The following is an 18,990-nucleotide window of genomic DNA, read 5'->3' as shown; positions in this document are numbered from 1 at the left end:
ACAGCGGGACGGGCCCGGTCAGCCCGGTGGCGTCCGGGTGCGGGTCCATTCCAGCAGCCCCTCGGCCGGCCAGGTGTTGATCACCCGTTCCACCGGCACCCCGCACTCCTCGGCCCGGGCGCAGCCCAGGAGCTGCCAGTCCAGCTGGCCCGGCGCGTGGGCATCGGTGTCGACGGCGAAGTACACCCCGGCCGCCACCGCCTGACGGAGCAGCCGGCGCGGCGGGTCGAGCCGCTCCGGGCGGCAGTTGATCTCCACCGCCGTCCCCGCCTCGGCGCAGGCGGCGAACACCCGCTCCGCGTCGAACTCCGACTCCGGCCGGCCCCGCCCCGACCGCAGCCGCCCGGTGCAGTGGCCCAGCACGTCCACCCGGGGATCGCTGACCGCCCGTACCATCCGCCGGGTCATGGCGGGACCGTCCATCCGGAGCTTGGAGTGGACCGACGCCACCACCAGGTCCAGCCGGTCCAGCAGTTCCGGCTCCTGGTCCAGCGAGCCGTCCGGCAGGATGTCGCACTCGATCCCGGTCAGCAGCCGGAACGGCGCCCAGCCGGCGTTCAGCTCCGCCACCACGTCGAGCTGCTCCCGCAGCCGCTCCGGGGAGAGACCGCGCGCCACCGTCAGCCGGGGGGAGTGGTCGGTGAGCACCGCCCACTCGTGGCCGAGCGCCGCCGCCGTCCGGCCCATCTCCTCGATCGGACTGCCGCCGTCCGACCAGTCGGAGTGCAGATGGCAGTCGCCGCGCAGCGCCGCCCGCAGCCGCGTCCCGCCCTCCGCGAGCGGCCCGGCCGCCTCGGCCTCGTCCTCCAGCCGGGCGAGATAGGCCGGTACGTCCCCGGCCAGGGCCTCCCGGACCACCTGGGCGGTCTTCGGACCGATGCCGCGCACCCGCTCCAGGGTGCCCGCCGCCGACCGCTCGGCCGCCTCCCCGTCCCGCATCGCGGCCAGCGCCGCCGACGCGGTACGGAACGCCTTCACCCGGTAGGTGGGCGCCTGGTCCCGCTCCAGCAGAAACGCGATCCGGTCCAGCGCCTCGACGGGTTCCATCCCACCGGCCTCCTCTTCCTCACCGCTCCCGATCCTCCCGGCTCCGGCCCGTTCCCGCCGCCCGGCCCAGTCCGCCCGGCCCGGTCCGGTCCGCCCGGTCCGCCCCGCCGGATCGGCGGCGCCCCGTCCGGAGCGTCTCGGCCGGATCAGCCCGGAGCGTCTCCGTCCGGATCAACGGCGTCCGGTCCCGGACGGTCCGGGCGCCGGGCCGATCTCGCACCACACCGCCTTGCCCTCGCCACGCGGTTCGACACCCCAGCGCAGCGCCAGCGCGTCCAGGAGCAGCAGCCCCCGGCCCGAGGTGGCGGCCTCACCGGGGGTGCGGCGCCGGGGCCAGGCGCTGGAGCGGTCCCGTACGGTCAGCCGCACCCGGCGCACCGGCTCCGGCAGCACCTCCAGCGTCAGCACCGCCCCGCCCTCGGTGTGCAGCAGCACATTGCCCAGCAGCTCCCCGGTCAGCAGCTCGGCGTCGTCCGCCGAGTCGGGCAGCCCCCAGTCGCGCAGCGCCGCCCGCACGGCCGCCCGCGCGTCCGACAGCCCCTGCGGGTCCGCCTGGTGGACGTACTGATGGATGCGCGGCGCCCGGGGCGTACCCGGGTCCGGGCTGCGCCGCAGCACCAGCAGCGCCACGTCGTCCCCGGCGCCCCACCCCTCCCGGAACCGGTCCGAGAGGTGGTCGGCCAGCGCCTCGGCCCCCGGCGGCCCGGCACTCACCGCCTCGGCCAGCGCGGCCATGCCCGTCCCGATGTCGCTGCCCGGCTGCTCCACCAGTCCGTCGGTGCAGAGCACCAGGGTCTCGCCCGGCACCAGGTCCAGCCGGGTCTCCGGGAACTCCTCCTGCCCGAAGACCGAGGCCAGGCCCAGCGGCAGCCCGCCCCGCAGCTTCGGCATCCCCACCCGCCCGTCGGTGTGCCGGATCAGCGGCTCCAGATGGCCCGCCCGCACCGCCCGCACGGTGCCGGAGTCCAGGTCCAGCTGGGCGTAGGTGCAGGTGGCGAACCGCTCGGTGTCCAGCTCCGCGAGGAACCGGGAGGCCCGGGCGAGCACTGTGGAAGGGGCGTGGCCCTCCCCGGCGTAGGCCCGCAGGGCGATCCGCAGCTGGCCCATGATGGCCGCCGCGTGGGTGTCGTGGCCCTGGACGTCGCCCACCACGATCCCCACCCGGTCCCGGGGGAGCGGGATCACGTCGTACCAGTCGCCGCCCACTTGCCGGCCGCTCCACGCCGAGTGGTAGCGCACGGCGATCTCGCCGCCCGGCACGGCCGGGATCCGGCGCGGCAGCATGGTCGCCTGGAGCCCGGTCGCCAGCTCCCGCTCCTCGTCGAAGAGGATGGCCCGCTGGAGCGACTGGGCGACGATCGCCGCCAGCCCCAGCAGCAGATTCCGCTCGTCGGCGGTGAAGGCGGTGCGGCCCCGGTAGAAGAGCGCGAGACCGCCGAGGGTACGGGCCTGGGCCACCAGCGGCAGATACGCCGCCGCCCGGAACGGCAGCCGCCCCGTGTGGGCGGCGAGACCCGGGTATCGGGCCGTCAGGTCGGAGAGCGAACCGCTGAACAGCGGCCGGCCGCTGAGCACGGTGTCGGCGAGCGGCATGCTCCGCTCCAGCCGGTGCGTCCGGTCCCCCTCCCGGGCCTCCACCGACGCCCCGCTGAGGGCGATGAGACGCAGCGAGCCACTCTCCACCACCCCGATGGCCAGCCCGTCGGCCCCCAGCCGGGACAGCCCGTCGGTGCCGGTCAGCGCGGCCGTCACATCGTCCGTGGTCACCGCCCGGGCCAGCGCCCGGGTGGTCCGCTCCACGATCCCGGTCTGGCGCCGCCGCCGCTTCTCCAGCTCCACCAGGAAGGCCGAGTGGCCGACCTCGTCCGTGGTGTCCCGGACCACTCCCGCCAGCCGCAGCGCCCGGCCGTCCGCGTCGCGCAGGATCCGGGCCTGGAGGTGCGTCCACCGCACCGAGCCGTCCGCCAGCGGAACCCGGAAGTGGACGGCGTACGAGGAGCCCTCGCCCGCCAGGGCGTCGCGCACCGACCGGTCGAGCCGGGTCCGCTCGGGTCCCTCCAGCCGGCTCACCAGGGTGTCGGGCCGGCCGTCGAAGCTCGCGGCGCGCAGGCCGAAGACCCGCAGCCCCGCCTCGTCCATGTCGACGGTGCCGGCGCCCAGATCCCAGTCGAAGCTGCCCGACCGGTCCGGCGCCGGCGGCCCGGGGGGCCCGGGCTCGCCGCCGTGTGCCCGGTAGTCCGTCATCCCCCTCATTGTCGAGCCGCCCGCCGGCGGGCGCCAGGGAGTGGTCGGGGGAGGCGGCGAGCCGGCGGCTCCGGCCGCCGGACGCGGCGGACGCGGGCGGATGCATCTGATGCGTTCCGGGTACCCGGCGACGACAATGAACCCGTGCAGGACGAACAAGGAGGCGGCATGAACGCTGAGCCCGATTCGACCTCCCGGCGGGAGGGCGTCACCCCGGACGGCCTCTTGCACAGCGGCTCGGACGGTGAGATCACCGCCGAGGACGTGGTGCTCGCCTCCGGGCGGGACATGACCCCGCAGAACGTGGCCTGGGCCGAGCGGAAGCTCGCCGAGAAAGGCCGTGCCGCCCTGGACGAGCTGCTGCCCTGAAGCGGGCCGGTCCGGCGGGCCGGGACGCCTCCGGCGAGGGTACGGGGGCGTCCCCGGGTGCCCGGGTCCACCGGCGCGAGGCGCCCGCGCCGGACGGTACGGGCGCGGCGCCGGGCCACCCTCTCCCGGTCGCGGCGCGCACCGGGGCCGGGGGCCGCCCCGACTCGGTACGGCCCCCGCCCCGTCCTGGCGCAACCCGTGCGCCCGGCCCGTCGGCGGACCGGCCCGCCGGAGGCCCGTACGGGCGGCCCGCCGACAGGCGCGGGACTCCTGGGGTCAGCCCTCCGGCAGGCGGGCCGGCGGCGACGGCAGCGGTGCCAGCAGCGAGGTGCGGCCCGCGTCCCAGGCGGCCAGCACCGCCTCCGCCCAGCGGTCGTCCAGCCACACCGTGGCCCGGACGCCGAACGCCACATCAGGGGCGAGCTCGGGTTCCCCGGCGATCAGACCACCCAGCACCTCCCGGCGCATCACCTGCTCGTGCACCGCGTCCGCCTCGATGTGCTCGGTGAAGAACCGGGTGCACCGCTCACCGGCGCCCAGCCGCTCCAGGGCCCGGGCCATCCGCCGGGCACCCGGCGGTGAGGTGATCTCGATGACCGCGAAGTTCCCGGCCGCCGCCCCGCGCAGCCGGCGGTGCAGCCCGAAGAGCGACATCACATTGACCGTGGCCAGCGCGGTGGCCGGCACCAGCTCCAGATAGCGGTTGTACGCCGGGTCCAGACCGGCGCCGGCCATCAGCTCCGCGAAGAGCCGGGCGTGCACCCGCTCGGCGCGCCCGCCGCCGAACTCGTCGAAGGCCACCGCCACCAGGGCCGCCTTGGCCCGCCCTTCCAGCCGGGGGATCAGCCAGGCCTGCGGATCGGACTCCTTGAGCTGGTAGACCGAGCGGTGCGCCAGGTACTCCCGCATCATCCGCCAGTCGCCGTCCGACACCAGCCGGTGCGACACCCCGTGTCCGTCCACCGGCTCCACCAGCAGCGGATCGACCGCCGCCGCCACCAGCGCCGCCGGATCCCCGCCGGCCCCGTCCTCCCCGGCGGGCACGGCCGCCCGCAGGGCCGCGAGGAACGCCTGTTCCAGCGGCTGCCGCAGGCCCAGCAGCGCGGGGTCCCACTCCCGCTCCCCGGCCACCCCGGACAGCGACCGGTAGTGCGGCTCGTACGCCAGATAGAGCGCCAGTTGCAGGTCCTCGCCCAGCGGATCGGCGTCCCCGGGCGACACCCGCGGCGCCGTACCGCCCAGCAGCACCTCGCGCACGGCGGCGGAGAGCGGGCCCCGGGCCGGTGGCAGCGGTACGGACGCCGTGTGCACCGCCGTGGCGCTCACCGCTCCTCCGCCGGGCCGGATGAGCCGTCCGCCGTTCCCGGAGCCGACGGGCCGTCCGGTCCGTCCGTCCGATCCGTTCCGCTCGTCCCGTCCGTTCCCTCCGCCCCGCCCGTGGCGGTGTCCGCCGCCGGTGCCTCCGTCAGCCCGACCTGTTCCAGCGCCCGCACCGCCGGTCCCTGGAGCACCGTGCCGTCCACGTCGAAGCGCGAACCGTGGCAGGGGCACTCCCAGGCGCACTCACCGTCGTTGAAGTGCACCAGGCAGCCGAGGTGCGTACAGCGGGCCGACACCGTGTGCAGCACACCGGACTCGTCCCGGTGCACCGCCAGCCGCCGGCCCCCGACCCGTACCACCGCCCCGCCGCCCGGCGGCACGTCCCCGGGCGCGTCGGCGTGCCCCCCGGTCACCCGGTCACCCACGAAGTGCTTCGCCACCTGGGCCTGGAGCCGCAGCATCGCGGGCGCCTCGCGCACCGGGTGCAGCCGCACCGGGTCGTAGAGGCCGGTCCAGGCGGGCTCCCGGCCCCGGATCCGCGCGGCCAGCAGCGCGCCCGCCATCACCCCGCCGCTCATGCCCCAGCCGCCGAAGCCGGTCGCCACATACGTGTGCCGGGCCCCGATGTGCAGCCGGCCGACATGGGGGACGTGGTCGGTCGTCCAGTTGTCCTGGGTCGCCCAGCGGTGGGTCGGCTCCAGCCCGAAACGCTCCCGGGCCCAGGCCGTGAGCCGCTCGTAGCGCTCACCGACCTCACCGTCCGCCTCGGTACCGGGGGTGAACTTCTCGCCGGTCACGACGAGCGTCCGGCGTCCGCCGCCAGGACCGCCCTCGCCGTCCCCGGGTCCGCTCCCGTCGCCGCCCGGCCCGCCGGCCGGGGCCGTCCGGACCGAGCGGGTGCCGCCCTCGGGGGTGAGGAACATCCCGTCCGGGCCCCGCCCGGCCGGCAGCGGACCCGCCACCACCAGCTCCCGCTTGGGCTCCAGCCGGGTGAACAGCAGCGAGCGGTCGAAGACCGGATAGTGGGTGGCGACCACCACGTCCCGCGCCCGCACCGGATGGGTGCCGTGCGCGCCGCTCGCCGTCAGCTCGCAGGGCGTGCCCTCCCGCAGCCCGGTCACCCCGGTGCGCTCGAAGATCACCCCGCCCAGCCGCTCCAGATCCGCCGCCAGCGCCAGCAGGAACTTGCGCGGGTGGAACTGCGCCTGGTCCTCCATCCGGACCGCGCCCGCCACCGGGAACGGCAGCGGCACCTCCGTGACGTACGACGCCGGGAGCCCCGCCGCCCGGGCCGCCTCGGCCTCCGCCCGCAGCTCACCAGTCTTCGCCGGGTCCTCGGTGTAGGTGTAGGCGGGCAGGCGCTCCAGGTCGCAGTCGATCCCCAGTTCCTCGCACACCCCGGCGACCCGCTCCACGGCCAGCTGCTGCGAGTGGGCGTAGAGCCGGGCGCCCCGTGCTCCGTGCACCGAGGCGATCGACGCGTACGCCAGGCCGTGCAGCGCCGAGAGCTTGGCCGAGGTGTGGCCGGTGACCCCGGCGGCGATCCGGTCGGCCTCCAGCAGCACGACGGGGTGTCCGGCCCGGGCCACCTCCCAGGCGGTGCAGAGTCCCGCGATCCCGCCGCCCACCACAGCCACCTCGGTCTCCACCGGACCGTCGGGGGAGGGCCGGGCGGGGCCGGGGGCGTACTCCATCCACAGCGAACCCCGCGGCGCGTGCCCCAGCGGGGCCGCCGGCGAACCGGAACCGGGTCCACGGCTCATCACTCACTCCTCCTGACCTGCTCGTACGCCTGCCCTGCCCTGGCTCGACCCGGTCTGCCCGGACGCCCGCCCGCTCGCCGTCCGCCGCGCCCGCGGCCTTCGTTTCGCCGGGCAGGTCCGAGGTACCCGTTCGGGACCGAAGTACCCCCGAGCCCCTCGTGCCCGGCCGCCCGGCGCGGGTCCGGCCGGGGCCCGGCGACTGGAGGGCGGACCATGTCCCGCGAACCCGACCGGCGTGTGACGATCGACCCCGAGGGCCCGGTTCTGGTGGAGGGGCCGGTCGAGGTACGGCTGCCGGACGGGTCCACCGCCCGCTCCGACCGTTTCCAGGTGGCGCTCTGCACCTGCCGCCGCAGCCGCCGCTATCCGTGGTGCGACACCAGCCACCGCAAGCGGGCCCGCCGGACCGGCGGCACCGACGACAGCACCGACGGCACCGACGGCCACGCCGGTGACGGCGCCGGGGAACCGGGTCCGGGCATCTCGCGGTCGCGGGCGGCGCCCGGTGCGGGTACGGATCCCACTCCGGGTACGGATCCCACCCCGGGCTCCGCCCCGGGGCGGCCGGGCGGCTGAGCGTCCGCCTCCTCGCCCCGGTGGCGTCGACTTCCGCGCATGAACGGCGATCCGCTGCGCACCCGTATCCCATGACCGACCCGAACCAGCCCCACTCCCCGGACCCCGATCCACGGCGCACCCCCGGACTCGACGCGGGCGGTGGCGTCCCGCCGGGGGAGACGCCGCCCGCCGAGGCGAGCACCCCCGGAGCCGGGCCCCGGGAGACCCACAACCCGCCGAGCGGCTGGGCCAAGGTGCCCCTCACCCTCATCCTGCTGATCGCGGTGCTGGTGGCCGCCCTCTTCGCGGCCATGGCCGTGCTCATCTGGACATGAGCGGCGCCGGCTCCGCGCGATCCGTGCGATCCGCGCAGACGGTGCGTACGGCGACGTGTACGGCGACGGCCCCGGACGGCGCCCCCCGCCCCGGCCGGCTCCCGGCGGGAGGGGGCGCGTGACCGGACACGCCCTGGTCGGAACCTGCTCCTGGACCGATCGCGCCCTGGTGACGAGCGGCTGGTACCCGCCCGGCTCCCGGGACGCCGAGGGGCGGCTCCGCCACTACGCGGCGCGCTTTCCCGTGGTGGAGGTGGACTCCTCGTACTACGCCCTGCCCTCGGCCCGGAACTCCCGGCTCTGGGCCGAGCGCACTCCGGACGGCTTCCGCTTCGACGTGAAGGCGTTCGCCCCGCTCACCGGCCATCCGGTGACGGTGGGCGCGCTGCCGCCCGGGCTGCGCCCCGCCGGACCGCTCACCGCCCGGCTCCGGCCCGGGGACCTGCCGCCGGATGTGGTGGCCGAGCTCTGGGACCTGTTCGACGCCGGTCTGGAGCCGCTGCGGGAGGCGGGGCGACTCGGCGCGGTGCTCTTCCAGTTCCCGCCCTGGTTCGCCCCCGGCGGGCCGGCGTACGACCGGCTGGCGGAGTGCCGGGCGCGCTGCGGGGACACCATGGCGGTCGAGTTCCGGCACCCCGGCTGGTTCGCCCCCGACCGGCTGCCCGAGGCAGTGGACTTCCTCAAGGCCCGGGACATCGCCTTCACCGCCGTCGACACCGTCCAGGGGCTGCCCCGCTCGCTGCCACCGGTGGCCCCGGTCACCTCCGACGGGCTGGCCCTGGTCCGGCTGCACGGCCGCAGCCCGGAGTGGGGCACCGGCAGCAAGGAGGACCGCTTCCGGCACCGCTACACACCGGAGGAACTGGTCCCCTGGGCGGACCGGGTGCGGCGGATGACGGAACAGGCCGAGCGGGTGCATGTCCTCTTCAACAACTGCTGCGCCGACGCGGCGGTGAGCGCCGCCGCCCTCATGACGGAGCTGCTCGCCGAGGACCACCCCGGCTGACCCCCCCGGGGCCGCCCGGGAGAACCGCGCGGCCCCGGGAGGACCGGGCGGCCCCGACTGGATCGGACGGGCCCGGCAGAACCGGGCGGGCCCCCGGGGGGGCGGACTTGAGGGATCCGAGGGACCCGGAGGATCCGGGGATGGAAGGGGGAGTGGCCTTCCGGGGGCTGGGAGCCGGCCGGGCGCGGGGGTACCGTCGGGCCATGGCCGACCACGACGCGGACGCGGGACTGTTCGGGCCCGGCTCCGTCACCTGGCAGCTGCACGGCGACCCCATGATGTGGATCGCCGGGGTGCGCGCCCTCCGCCTCCAGGCCCTCCACCCCCGCGCGGTGCGCGGCGTCCTCATCAACAGCACCTTCCTGGACGACCCCTGGGGCCGGCTGCGGCGCACGGCCGACTTCGTGGGCGTCTCCACCTACGGCACCACCGAGGCCGCCGAACGGGCCGGGGCCCGGGTACGGAAGATCCACCGGCTGCTCGGGGTGGACGATCCGGAGCTGCTGCTCTGGGTGCACTGCGCCGAGATCGACTCGTACCTCCAGGTGCTGCGCCGCTCGGGGCTCCGGCTGACCGGTGACCAGGCCGACCGGTACGTCGCCGAACACCGGGCCGCCGCCCGGCTGGTCGGCCTCGACCCGGCCGCCGTGCCCGGCTCCACCGCCGAACTGGACGGCTACTTCACCGAGGTCCGGCCCGAGCTGGCGGCGGGACCCGACGCCCGCCGGATCGACGCCTTTCTGCGCCGGCCGGCGGTGCCCGCCACCCTCCTCCCGGCCCGGGCGCTGCTCTGGCGCCCGGCCGCCGCCCTGAGTTACGCCGCGCTGCCCGAGTACGCCCACGCGCTGTACGGCCGTCCGGCTCCGCCACCTGCCACCGTGACCCGCCGGCTCACCGCCACCGGCCGGACCCTGCGCCGGATCCCGGAGAGCTGGCGGTGGCGGCTTCCGCCCCGGCACATCCAGCGGGCCGTCGCCCGGCTGGGACCCGCCACGCGGCCCGACCCGTACACTCTCCGCGGCCCGGCGGCCATACTGGACGGGCCGGGCAGAACGGGGAAGACCGACGGGGGCGACAGCGGGCGATGGCGGAGACCAGGCTGATCCAGGGCCGCTACCGGCTGGACGACGTCATCGGGCGCGGCGGCATGGGAGAGGTGTGGCGAGCCACCGACGAGGCGCTCGGCCGCCGGGTCGCGGTCAAGTGCCTCAAGGCGCCGGCCCCGCAGCACGACCGGGAGTTCGTCCGGGCGCTGCGCGAACGCTTCCGGCGCGAGGCCCGGGTGGCCGCCGCCCTCCAGCACCGGGGGGTCACCGTCGTCCACGACTTCGGGGACTGGGACGGCGTGCTCTACCTGGTTATGGAGCTGCTGGACGGCCACGACCTCAGCCGCCTCCTGGAGCGTAACGACCACCGGCCGCTCCCGGTCGGGGAGGTGGTGGACATCGCGGACCAGGTGGCCGACGCGCTCGCCCACACCCACACCCAGGGTGTCGTCCACCGGGACCTCAAACCGGCCAACATCGTCCGGCTCGCCGACGGGACGGTGAAGATCTGTGACTTCGGCATCGCCCGGCTCGGCGCCGACATCGGCTTCACCTCCCGGCTCTCCGGCTCCGGCGTCGCCATGGGCACCCCGCACTACATGTCGCCGGAGCAGATCGGCGGCGAGCCGATGGACCACCGCAGCGACCTCTACTCGCTGGGCTGCGTGCTCTACGAAATAGCGACCGGAGCCCCGCCGTTCGCCCAGGAGGACACCTGGGGCATCCTCGTCGGCCACCGCGACACCGCGCCCCGGCCGCTCCGCGAACTCCGGCCCGGCCTGCCCGTCTTCTTCGAGCGGCTGGTCCTCGACCTGCTGGCCAAGGACCCGGACGACCGGCCGGCCGACGCCCTGGAGCTGCGCCGCCGGATCGCGGAGGCCGGGCCGGTGGGGCCGGAGCGCGCCGGACCGGGAGCCGGGCCCGGGCCGGGCGAGCCACCGCTGCCGTCCTGGACCCGCTCGATGGTCACCGGCATCAAGGCGGTGGGCACCCGGTCCCCGGCGGGCCCGTCCGGACCGGTGGCGGGGCTGACGGGTGCCTGGACCACGGCCGCGCCCGTCCCGGACCCCCGGCCCGCCGACGAGCCGCGCGGCGCCGGCGGTTCGTGCGCCGCCGAGGGCCCCCGGGGCGCCGGGGGCTCCGCGGCCGTGCCCCCGGAGCCGGACCCGGGAGCCGCCGTTCCGGGCGGGGGCCCGGGCGCCGGAGCCGTACCGTCCGGGCCGCCCGGCCCCGGTGAGCGGCCCGAGGACCCCGCCGCCCTGACGGCCCGGTTCCGGGACGCCTATGCCCTGGGCCGGGCGGGCCGCTGGGCCGAGGCGCTGGAGGCGTACGGCACGGTGGCGGCCGGCCGCGCCCGGGCGCTGGGGCCCGACCACCCGGACACCCTGGACGCCCACTACGAGACGGGCATCGCGCTCGGCCGGCTGGACCGGCCTGCGGAGGCGCTGGAGGTGTACCGGGAGCTGGCCGCCGCCCGCGCCCGGGCGCTGGGCCCCGAACACGCCGAGACCCTGCGCGCCCGGCACGGGGTGGGCGTCAACCTGGGCCGGCTCGCCCGCTGGCCGGAGGCGCTGGCGGAGGCCCGGGCGGTCTGCGCCACCCGCACCCGCGCCCTGGGGCCCGAGCACCCGGACACCCTGGTCAGCCGGCGGGAGATCGCCGTGGCGCTCGGCTGGCTGGGCCGGTGGACCCCGGCCCTGGACCACTACCGGTATGTCGCGGACACCCGGGAACGGCTGCTGGGTCCCCGCCACCCCGACACCCTGGCCGCCCGGGACGACGAGGCCCACTGTCTGGACCGGCTCGGCCGCTCCGCCGAGGCGGCCGGGATCCGCGACCGCTCCGGCACCCCGCGCCGCGCCTGCCGCACCGGCGGCCGCTGACGACCCGTCGCCGCCCGCCGGGACCGCCGGCCGGTCACGGCGCCCCCGCCCACCGGCGCCCGACGCCGGACCACCTCAGCCGGCCCCCGCGCCCTCCGTTCCCTTGACGGGCCCACGGGGCCCCCGCTTCCCGTAGCCGGGTCAGCCGCCCAGCCGTGCCAGGTACCCGGCCAGGCCGGTCGGGTCGGTGCCCGCCCAGCCGACGTAGCCGTCCGGCCGGACCAGGAACAGCCCGGTCCCGTACGCCTCCGCCGGGGGGATCCGGTGAACCCGTACGAACGGAGCGGGCACCGCCGGTGCCTCGGTGCCGACGGCCAGCAGGGTGGCATGCGGCCCGCGCAGCAGGTCGAAGACCCGGGTGCCGCCGCCGAGCCGGGCGTCCGGGGCCCGGTCGCCCGCCACCAGCGCCCCCGCCGCCCCCTCGGCCAGCGGGCCGCCCCGGTAGCCGAGGCCCAGCTGGCGGGTGGCCTCACCGCGCCGCGCCTGGCCCCGGTGGATCCGGGTGGACAGGCCCAGCATCTCCTGGGCCACCGGCCGGCGCTCCCGCTCATAGCTGTCGAGCAGCGCCGGATCCGCCCCGTACAGCAGCACCTGGCCGAGCTTCCAGCCGAGGTTGTACGCGTCCTGCACGCTGGTGTTCAGCCCCTGGCCGCCGGCCGGGGAGTGGACATGCGCGGCGTCCCCGGCCAGGAAGACCCGCCCCTCCCGGAACCGGTCCGCGAGCGCCGCGCGCGGCCGGAAGTCCGAGGCCCACCGGACCTCGGTCACCGCGTCGGCCCCGAGATGCGTCCGGGCCGCCACCGTCTTGCGCACCCCGTCCGCCGAGGTGTCCGGCTCGCCCTCGGAGAACCGGGCGACCAGCTGGAAGTCCTCGGTGCCGGGCAGCGGGCAGATGGCCGCGTAGTCGCCGTAGTGGCCCTCGTTCCCGAAGCCGCCGTCGTCGCCCGGGAAGACGTGCCAGTGCTCCCGGTCGAGGGAGGGGATCCGCACATCAGCCACCAGCACCGGCGCCGGGTCGACCGTCTCCCCGGTCATGCCGATGCCCAGGGTCCGGCGCACTGTGCCGCGCCCGCCGTCCGCCCCGACCAGGTACGCCGCCCGTATCCGCGCGCCGGTCGACAGCTCGGCCGTCACCCCGTCCGCGTCCTGGCTCAGCCCGGTGAGCGCGGTGCCGAACGCCACCCGGCCGCCGAGTCCGGTGAGCCGGTCGTACAGGATCTCGGCGGTACGCCACTGCGGCAGCAGCCAGGGCCGGTCGTACGGCCGTGCCTCGGACGGTTCGGGGACGTCCCCGAACATGCTGTACTCGCCCTGCCGCCGCCCGTCCCGCCAGACCATGTTCAGCGGGGCCGGGCTCCCCGAGGCGACGACCGCCCCGATGACGCCGAGGTCGTCGAAGACCTCCTGGGTACGGGGCTGGAGCCCCTTCCCCCGGGAGCCCGGGAAGAGTCCCGCCGCCTGCTCCACGGCCAGGGCGGACACCCCGCGCCGGGCCAGATCCACCGCCAGCGCCAGCCCGGTGGGACCGGCCCCCACGATCAGCACGCCCGTCTCGTCCGGCTTCGTACCTGTCTGCACAGCGCACTCCTTAACGTTGTTAAGTGCTGTCATTTCCGAGGATGGGCTTAACGCTGTTAAGTTGTCAAGGTGGTGAAGGACGGAACAGAGAGACTGGACCGGGCGAAGGTGGCCGCCACCGCGCTCCGGCTGCTCGGTGACTGCGGCCTGGAGGGCCTGACCCTGCGGGCCATCGCCCGTGAGCTGGGGGTCAAGGCGCCCGCCCTCTACTGGCACTTCAAGGACAAACAGGCGCTGCTGGACGAGATGGCGACGGAGATGTTCCGGCGGATGACCGCCGAGACGGCCACGGCCGTGGTCACCTCCGCCGACTGGCCGGAGGCGCTCTCCACGGCCATGCGGGGGTTGCGGTCGCAACTGCTGCGTTACCGGGACGGCGCCAAGATCTACAGCGGAACGCGGTTCACCGATCTGAGTTACGCGGGCCCGCTGGAGACGTATCTGACGGCGCTGACCGGCGCGGGATTCACCCTGCCCGCCGCCGCCCGCGCCTGGTTCACCGCGTACAGCTACACCATCGGCTACGTCATCGAGGAACAGGCGATGGGGCCGGTCCCGGGCCCGGACGCCGGGGGCACCGGGGACGTCGGGGGCGCCAAGGGGTACGACGTGGCGGCGCGCGCCGAACGGCTGGCGGACTTCCCGCTGGCAGCGGCCATGGGCCCGGAGGTCTTCGGCGACGACCGGGAGCGGGGTTTCGAGGCCGGGCTGGCGGCGGTGGTGGCCGGCATCGGCGCCACCCTGGGCCCGGCCGCTCCGGCCGCCGACCGGCCGGCGGGCCCGTACGGCCCGTACGGCAACTGATCCACGGGCCGGCCGGACGGCGGTCCACGGAACCGGCGGTCCGCAGAGCCGGCAGCGCGCGGAGAGCGGCGGTCCACGCGGTCGGTCGTGCGCGGAGGCGGCGGTCCATGGGAACGACGGCCCGGGCGCACGGCGGTGCGCCGAGGCGGCGGCACCCGGAGACGGCCGTGCCCGGAGACGGCAAGTGCGCCGGGGTGACCACGCACAGGGGCAGGGGCAGGGGGCACGGGGCGCGGGGTACGCCGAAGGGGGCGCCCCGTCCGGGGCGCCCCCTGTGCGGCCGGGGCCCGGGGATGTACGCCCCGGGCCCCGGCACGGCGGACCGGGACGCGTGTGCGTGTCCTGGTCCGCCGTCTCGTTGCGTCCGGTGTGTCCGGCGGGCTCCGCCGGACACACCGGATCAGTCGCCGATGTCGAAGTAGCCGGCGTCCAGGTGCGCGACCACCACATGGCCGGCCTGGACGTAGTCGCCGGACAGCCAGCCGCCCTCCACGTCCCGGTCACCGCCGCCACCGGCGGCGGCGGCGGGGGTGGCGGCGAGGAAGCCGGCGGCGAGCAGGCCGGCCAGGACGAGCGGGATGCGCCGAAGCATGGGGGTCTCCTTCGAGTGGGGGAAACACACGGGGGCTCGCGGCCGGTGACCGCGAGACCGCACCGTGTGGGGGACTCGCCACGACCTTCCCGCACCCGCTCCACCACCGCACGCCGGGGCGGGCAGCCGGGTGGCGGCCGGCCGGGCTCCGGCCTCCGCCACCCGGCGGGCACTCGCCGCTTCCCGGGCCCGCCCGGCCCCTCCGGACAGGGAAGTCCCCGGCGGCCGGGGCACGGTCGCCGGGGACGGAGAGCGGGGGCCGCCCGGGAGCGGGGCGGCTGGGATCAGGTTCCCGGAGGCTGGTTCGGGTCGCGCCCGAGCTGGTCCTTCATCTTCTCCTGGGCGGTGTCCACCTGTCCGCTGTATGTGCCCTGGGTCCGCTTGTCGACATAGTCGCCCGCCTTGTCGACCCCCTGGCCGGCCTGCGACTCATGGCCCTTGAGCATCTGCTTCAGCTTGTCCATCACGGACATAGGGTCCTCCTCCTGCGAGAAAACTCCTCCCCCCAGTCTCACCGCCACCCGTCCGGTCCGCATCCGCGCCCATGACGGACCAGTCCGCCGCGCGGCGGACCGCCCGCTCTGGCAGCGTGGACGCATGGCGATCCGGACGGCGAGGCTGATGCGGCAGTGGACCACCTGGGTGCCGGTCGTCTCCGTGCTCGTCCTCGCCGTCTGCTGGGGGAGGGAGCTGCCGGGTCCGGTGGTGGTCCTGGTGGCCGCCTGTCTGATCGGCTCGGTGCTCTCCGCCGTGCACCACGCCGAGGTGGTCGCCCACCGGGTCGGCGAACCCTTCGGCTCCCTGGTCCTGGCGGTCGCCGTCACGGTCATCGAGGTGGGGCTCATCGTGATGCTGATGGCGGGCGGCGGCGACCAGGTTTCCACCTACGCCCGGGACACGGTCTTCGCCGCAGTGATGATCACCTGCAATGGCATCGTCGGCCTCTCCCTGCTGGTCGGGGCCCTGCGCAACCGGGTGGCCGTCTTCAACGCCGAGGGCTCCGGCGGGGCGCTCGCCATCGTCACCACCCTGGCCACCATGACGCTGGTTCTGCCGACCTTCACCACCAGCCACCCGGGGGCCGTCTTCTCCGGCGTCCAGCTCGCCTTCGCCGCCGTCGCCTCGCTCTGTCTGTACGGGATCTTCGTCTCCGTCCAGACCGTGCGGCACCGTGAGTACTTCCAGCCGGTCCCGGCCGCCGCGGACCCCGGAGGGCGGGGCGGCGCCGGGACCGCCGGAACCGGTGACGAGGTCTCCGGGCCGCCCACCGTCCGGGAGACCTGGGGGAGCCTCGGACTGCTCCTGGTGGCGCTGGTCGCCGTGGTGGGCAACGCCAAGCTGGTCTCGCCCTCCATCGAGCGGGGCGTGGAGTCGGCCGGGCTGCCCACGGCGGTCGTCGGTGTGGTGATCGCCCTGCTGGTGTTGCTGCCCGAGACGCTGGCGGCGGTCCGCGCCGCCCGCCGCGACCGGATGCAGACCAGTCTCAACCTGGCGTACGGCTCCGCCATCGCCAGCATCGGGCTCACCATCCCCTCGATCGCCCTCGCCTCGCTCTGGCTGTCCGGCCCCCTGGTGCTGGGCCTGGGCGCCCTCCATCTGGTGCTGCTCGCGCTCACCGCCGTGGTCAGCGCCCTCACCGTGGTGCCCGGCCGGGCCACCCTTCTCCAGGGCGGTGTGCATCTGGTGCTCTTCGCCGCCTTTGTCTTCCTCTCCTTCAGCCCCTGAGCCCGAAGTCCCTGAGCTTGAAGTCCCTGAGCCCGAACTCCCTGAGTCGGCAGTCCTTGAGTCGCCCGGCCGGCCCCGTCCGGTCCCCGGCATTCCGCTTCCCTGTCCCGGCTCCGGGGCGCCCGGTCGTTCCCGGGGCCCCGGAGCCGGGCGGGATCAGCCGTGGACCCGGACCACCCGGAGGTGCGGATCCGCCAGGATGTCCCGCTCGCAGAAGCGCGCCGTCACCCACCGCCCGGCCGCGTACAGCTCCGTCTGGTCGCGGTAGTGCGGCGACAGCGGGTTGGACGACTGGGAGTACGTGAGCAGGGTCCGCGCCACCGGGCAGCGACCGCCGTTCCAGCCGACCGCCTGGACATGGCTGGTGCCGTGGCGCACCTCGGTGTAGCCGCCCGCCCCGGCGTTCCAGACGGGCACGGTCATGTTCCAGACGCCGAGCGCCTCGGTGCCGCCGGGCACCGGTATGCGCTTGCCGCCCCGCACCACGTACTGGTGGTCACCCAGCGGGGCGTCCAGCGGAATGCCGGCCGCCCGCAGCTCGGCCACCGCGTCCCCGAGCGCCTTGCCGAACGCGGGCGACGCGGTGTTGAGGGTGTGCGGGGTGCGCACCGGGTCGGCGGCCGAGAACGGCACCCGCCACACCGGCGCGCCCGCCGAGGCCGTCCCGGCGGCGAACCTGCGCCAGAACCGGTCGAAGAGCAGGGCGCCCCGGCTGCTGGTCCTCATGGTCCGGTCCCACCGCCCGAGCACCGCGCACGCCTCCGGGGCGTCCGGCAGGACCGCCGGGCACGCCTTCGCCGCGTCGGCCGCCGCCAGGGTTCCGGCGGTCGCCCGGTTGGCGAACTGGTGCCGCTGGAGGTCCGCCACGGTGAGTCCGCCCCGGGCGGCGAGCGCGGAGACGTCCTCGATGCCGCCCCGGGTACGCAGGGAACGCTCGGTGGCCACCGTGCCGAAGACCCGCTCGTAGCCGGTCAGCGGCCGGTCCGCGTTGGCCAGCCAGGCGCTGTCGTTGGAGTTCGCGGCGTACGGGGCGTCCCGCAGCACCGGCATCCGGGAGGGTCCGAAGACGCCCGGCTGCACCGCGTCCGGGTCCGAACCGGGGGAGCAGGCGGCGCGCGAGCCGTCCAGCACGGCCAGCCCGGACGCCGGATAGACCACCCGGCCCAGCGGGGTGGAGCACCGCTCCGCCAGTTCGTCGGTGATCCGGGGCAGCACCTGGGACTGGGTGAAGAGGGTGTGCCCGGCGGCGTCGGCGGCGATGGTGTTGACCCAGGGCAGTCCCTGGACGCGGCGCAGTACCGCCAGCATCCCGGCGGTGGACCGGGCCCGGGCGAAGCCGAGGCCGGTGTCGGGCAGCCGCAGATTGCCGGTGTTGGGGTCGGAGAGCGCGTACGCGGCCGCCGCCGACCAGGGGAGCGGGGCCGAGCCGAGCGCGGTGACCACCGGCCCGTACCGGGTCCACCACTGGGTGCGGGTGACCGGGGCGCCGTCCTTGACCGGTACGGTCACCGTCCGCCGGGTCATCCGCTCGGGCCGGCCGTCCACCAGGTAGACGGTGGGGTCGGCCGGGTCCAGGGTCAGCTGGCGCAGGCTGAACGGCACTCCGGTCGCGACGGTGTGGCTCCACGCCACCTTCTCCGTGAAACCGATGGTGACGACGACCCCGCCCAGCAGGGTGGCGCCCGAGGTGTTGAGCACGCCGGGGATGGTCTGCTGCACCTGCCAGAACCGCCGCCCGCCGTGCCAGGGGTAGTGCGGGTTGCCCAGCAGCAGGCCCCGCCCGGTGCGGGTGGTGGCCCCGCTGAAGGCCACCGCGTTGGAGCCCATGTCCGTGGAGCCGGCCGGCGTCAGGGCGCGGGCCGCCTTCGCCGTACGGTCCGGATCGGCCGGGGCCACGGATGCGGCGCCGGGCGGCCTGGCGTCCGTCACGGCGTCCACCGCCCCTCCCTCGCCCGCCAGCACGGCCAGGGCGAAGTGCCGTCGCGCCACGTCCAGCGCGGTCACCGGCCGGACCCAGCCGGCACCGGCACAGGCCGGGTCGGTCACCTTGTTCCGCTTGAGCCAGGCGTTGTACCCGGCGGCCCAGCCCCGCATCAGCTCCCGCACCTCCCGGCCGGGTCCGGCCGGTGCCGGGGCGGCGAGCAGCCGCTCCACGGTGCCGGCCTCCCGCACCCCCCGGAAATAGAGGTCGCTGGCGAGATTGGTACGCGCCGAGCTCAGCGAACCGTCGGGGGCGCCCGCCGCGCCGAGGTACCGGGAGCGCTCGCCCCGTACCGTCAGAAAACCGTCGGCGAGCACGCACACCTGGTCGGCGGCCTGCGCCCAGCCGGTGCCGAAGCCGAGCCCGGCGTAGTCCTTCGCCACGATGTGCGGAACGCCGTACTCGGTGTAGCGGACGACGGCGGACAGACCGTCGCCGGACGCGCGGTACCCGGCGTCCCGGTCCGCCGCGGCGGCGGCCGGGGCCAGGACTCCGGCCACGGCGGCCAGCGCGAGCGCGGCGGCCGGCGTGGGTCTCCGGCGACCCCGCGAGAACCCCCTGCGGACGAACACCCCTCTGAACACTCTTCCTCCCCTGCGGACGGAACGACGGACACGGCAGCGACGACAGCCATGACAGACGCGGCGGACACGGCGGACGCGACAGGCACGGCGGCCATGACAGACACGAAAGGCGTGACAGGCGTGACAGGCTTGACAGGCTTGACAGGTACGGCGGT

15 protein-coding genes and 1 pseudogene are annotated in these 18,990 nt (G+C 76.1%); 8 read left to right on the top strand and 8 right to left on the bottom strand.

The window, feature by feature from the left end:
* Positions 1-18 precede the first annotated feature (18 nt).
* Positions 19-1,047 carry a PHP domain-containing protein gene (locus NX801_RS14070; RefSeq protein ID WP_258788024.1) on the bottom strand — a complete coding sequence of 343 codons (1,029 nt, stop codon included), beginning with the start codon at positions 1,045-1,047 and terminating at the stop codon, positions 19-21.
* A 171-nt stretch (positions 1,048-1,218) separates the two neighbouring features.
* Positions 1,219-3,291: a SpoIIE family protein phosphatase gene (locus NX801_RS14065; protein WP_258788023.1), complete on the bottom strand. Its 2,073-nt coding sequence runs from the start codon at positions 3,289-3,291 to the stop codon at positions 1,219-1,221.
* Positions 3,292-3,459: 168 nt separating this feature from the next.
* Here NX801_RS14065 and NX801_RS14060 point away from each other — a divergent pair, with 168 nt between their 5' ends.
* Complete coding sequence (locus tag NX801_RS14060; protein ID WP_258788022.1) at positions 3,460-3,660, top strand: hypothetical protein; 201 nt, start codon at positions 3,460-3,462, stop codon at positions 3,658-3,660.
* Positions 3,661-3,936: 276 nt separating this feature from the next.
* Here NX801_RS14060 and NX801_RS14055 read toward each other — a convergent pair whose 3' ends face one another.
* Both NX801_RS14055 and NX801_RS14050 read right to left on the bottom strand, forming a co-directional pair.
* Entirely contained in the window at positions 3,937-4,986 is a 1,050-nt protein-coding gene (locus tag NX801_RS14055) for an iron-containing redox enzyme family protein (RefSeq protein ID WP_258788021.1), read from the bottom strand.
* Positions 4,983-6,743 carry an FAD-dependent oxidoreductase gene (locus tag NX801_RS14050; RefSeq protein ID WP_258788020.1) on the bottom strand — a complete coding sequence of 587 codons (1,761 nt, stop codon included), beginning with the start codon at positions 6,741-6,743 and terminating at the stop codon, positions 4,983-4,985. Before NX801_RS14050 ends, NX801_RS14055 begins: the two co-directional genes overlap by 4 nt.
* Positions 6,744-6,956: 213 nt before the next feature.
* Here NX801_RS14050 and NX801_RS14045 point away from each other — a divergent pair.
* The 5 genes and pseudogenes from NX801_RS14045 to NX801_RS14025 all read left to right on the top strand — a co-directional run.
* Positions 6,957-7,145 (top strand): annotated as a pseudogene (locus tag NX801_RS14045) (CDGSH iron-sulfur domain-containing protein); the annotation flags it as partial.
* 245 nt (positions 7,146-7,390) lie between these two features.
* Complete coding sequence (locus NX801_RS14040; protein ID WP_258788019.1) at positions 7,391-7,636, top strand: DUF6480 family protein; 246 nt, start codon at positions 7,391-7,393, stop codon at positions 7,634-7,636.
* Positions 7,637-7,754: 118 nt separating this feature from the next.
* Positions 7,755-8,642: a DUF72 domain-containing protein gene (locus tag NX801_RS14035; protein ID WP_309505832.1), complete on the top strand. Its 888-nt coding sequence runs from the start codon at positions 7,755-7,757 to the stop codon at positions 8,640-8,642.
* Between the two features lie 203 nt (positions 8,643-8,845).
* The gene (locus NX801_RS14030) at positions 8,846-9,745 is read left to right on the top strand and encodes an oxygenase MpaB family protein (protein ID WP_258788018.1); all 900 of its coding nucleotides are present in this window, start codon (positions 8,846-8,848) and stop codon (positions 9,743-9,745) included.
* Entirely contained in the window at positions 9,727-11,571 is a 1,845-nt protein-coding gene (locus NX801_RS14025) for a serine/threonine-protein kinase (RefSeq protein WP_258788017.1), read from the top strand. Before NX801_RS14030 ends, NX801_RS14025 begins: the two co-directional genes overlap by 19 nt.
* A gap of 141 nt (positions 11,572-11,712) precedes the next feature.
* On the opposite strand, the gene NX801_RS14020 is transcribed toward NX801_RS14025, so the two are convergent.
* The gene (locus NX801_RS14020) at positions 11,713-13,182 is read right to left on the bottom strand and encodes an FAD-dependent monooxygenase (RefSeq protein ID WP_428986143.1); all 1,470 of its coding nucleotides are present in this window, start codon (positions 13,180-13,182) and stop codon (positions 11,713-11,715) included.
* Positions 13,183-13,218: 36 nt separating this feature from the next.
* On the opposite strand from NX801_RS14020, the gene NX801_RS14015 reads away from it, so the two are divergent.
* Positions 13,219-13,953, top strand: coding sequence for a TetR/AcrR family transcriptional regulator C-terminal domain-containing protein (locus tag NX801_RS14015; RefSeq protein WP_258788015.1), 735 nt, complete (start codon positions 13,219-13,221; stop codon positions 13,951-13,953).
* A gap of 400 nt (positions 13,954-14,353) precedes the next feature.
* Here NX801_RS14015 and NX801_RS14010 read toward each other — a convergent pair whose 3' ends face one another.
* Together NX801_RS14010 and NX801_RS14005 are read right to left on the bottom strand one after the other, a co-directional pair.
* Positions 14,354-14,545: a hypothetical protein gene (locus tag NX801_RS14010; RefSeq protein WP_258788014.1), complete on the bottom strand. Its 192-nt coding sequence runs from the start codon at positions 14,543-14,545 to the stop codon at positions 14,354-14,356.
* Positions 14,546-14,829: 284 nt separating this feature from the next.
* Positions 14,830-15,018 carry an antitoxin gene (locus tag NX801_RS14005; protein WP_258788013.1) on the bottom strand — a complete coding sequence of 63 codons (189 nt, stop codon included), beginning with the start codon at positions 15,016-15,018 and terminating at the stop codon, positions 14,830-14,832.
* A gap of 124 nt (positions 15,019-15,142) precedes the next feature.
* On the opposite strand from NX801_RS14005, the gene NX801_RS14000 reads away from it, so the two are divergent.
* Positions 15,143-16,270, top strand: coding sequence for a calcium:cation antiporter (locus NX801_RS14000; protein ID WP_258788012.1), 1,128 nt, complete (start codon positions 15,143-15,145; stop codon positions 16,268-16,270).
* A 156-nt stretch (positions 16,271-16,426) separates the two neighbouring features.
* Here NX801_RS14000 and NX801_RS13995 read toward each other — a convergent pair whose 3' ends face one another.
* Positions 16,427-18,835, bottom strand: a complete 2,409-nt coding sequence (locus NX801_RS13995; RefSeq protein ID WP_428986142.1) for a penicillin acylase family protein — start codon at positions 18,833-18,835, stop codon at positions 16,427-16,429.
* Positions 18,836-18,990 lie beyond the last annotated feature (155 nt).

Origin of the sequence: Streptomyces pyxinae, from assembly GCF_024756275.1 — a bacterium.
In the GTDB taxonomy this organism is placed as follows: domain Bacteria; phylum Actinomycetota; class Actinomycetes; order Streptomycetales; family Streptomycetaceae; genus Streptomyces; species Streptomyces pyxinae.
Note: the sequence above shows the minus strand (reverse complement) of the source record. Positions and strands in the feature narration are given on the sequence as shown.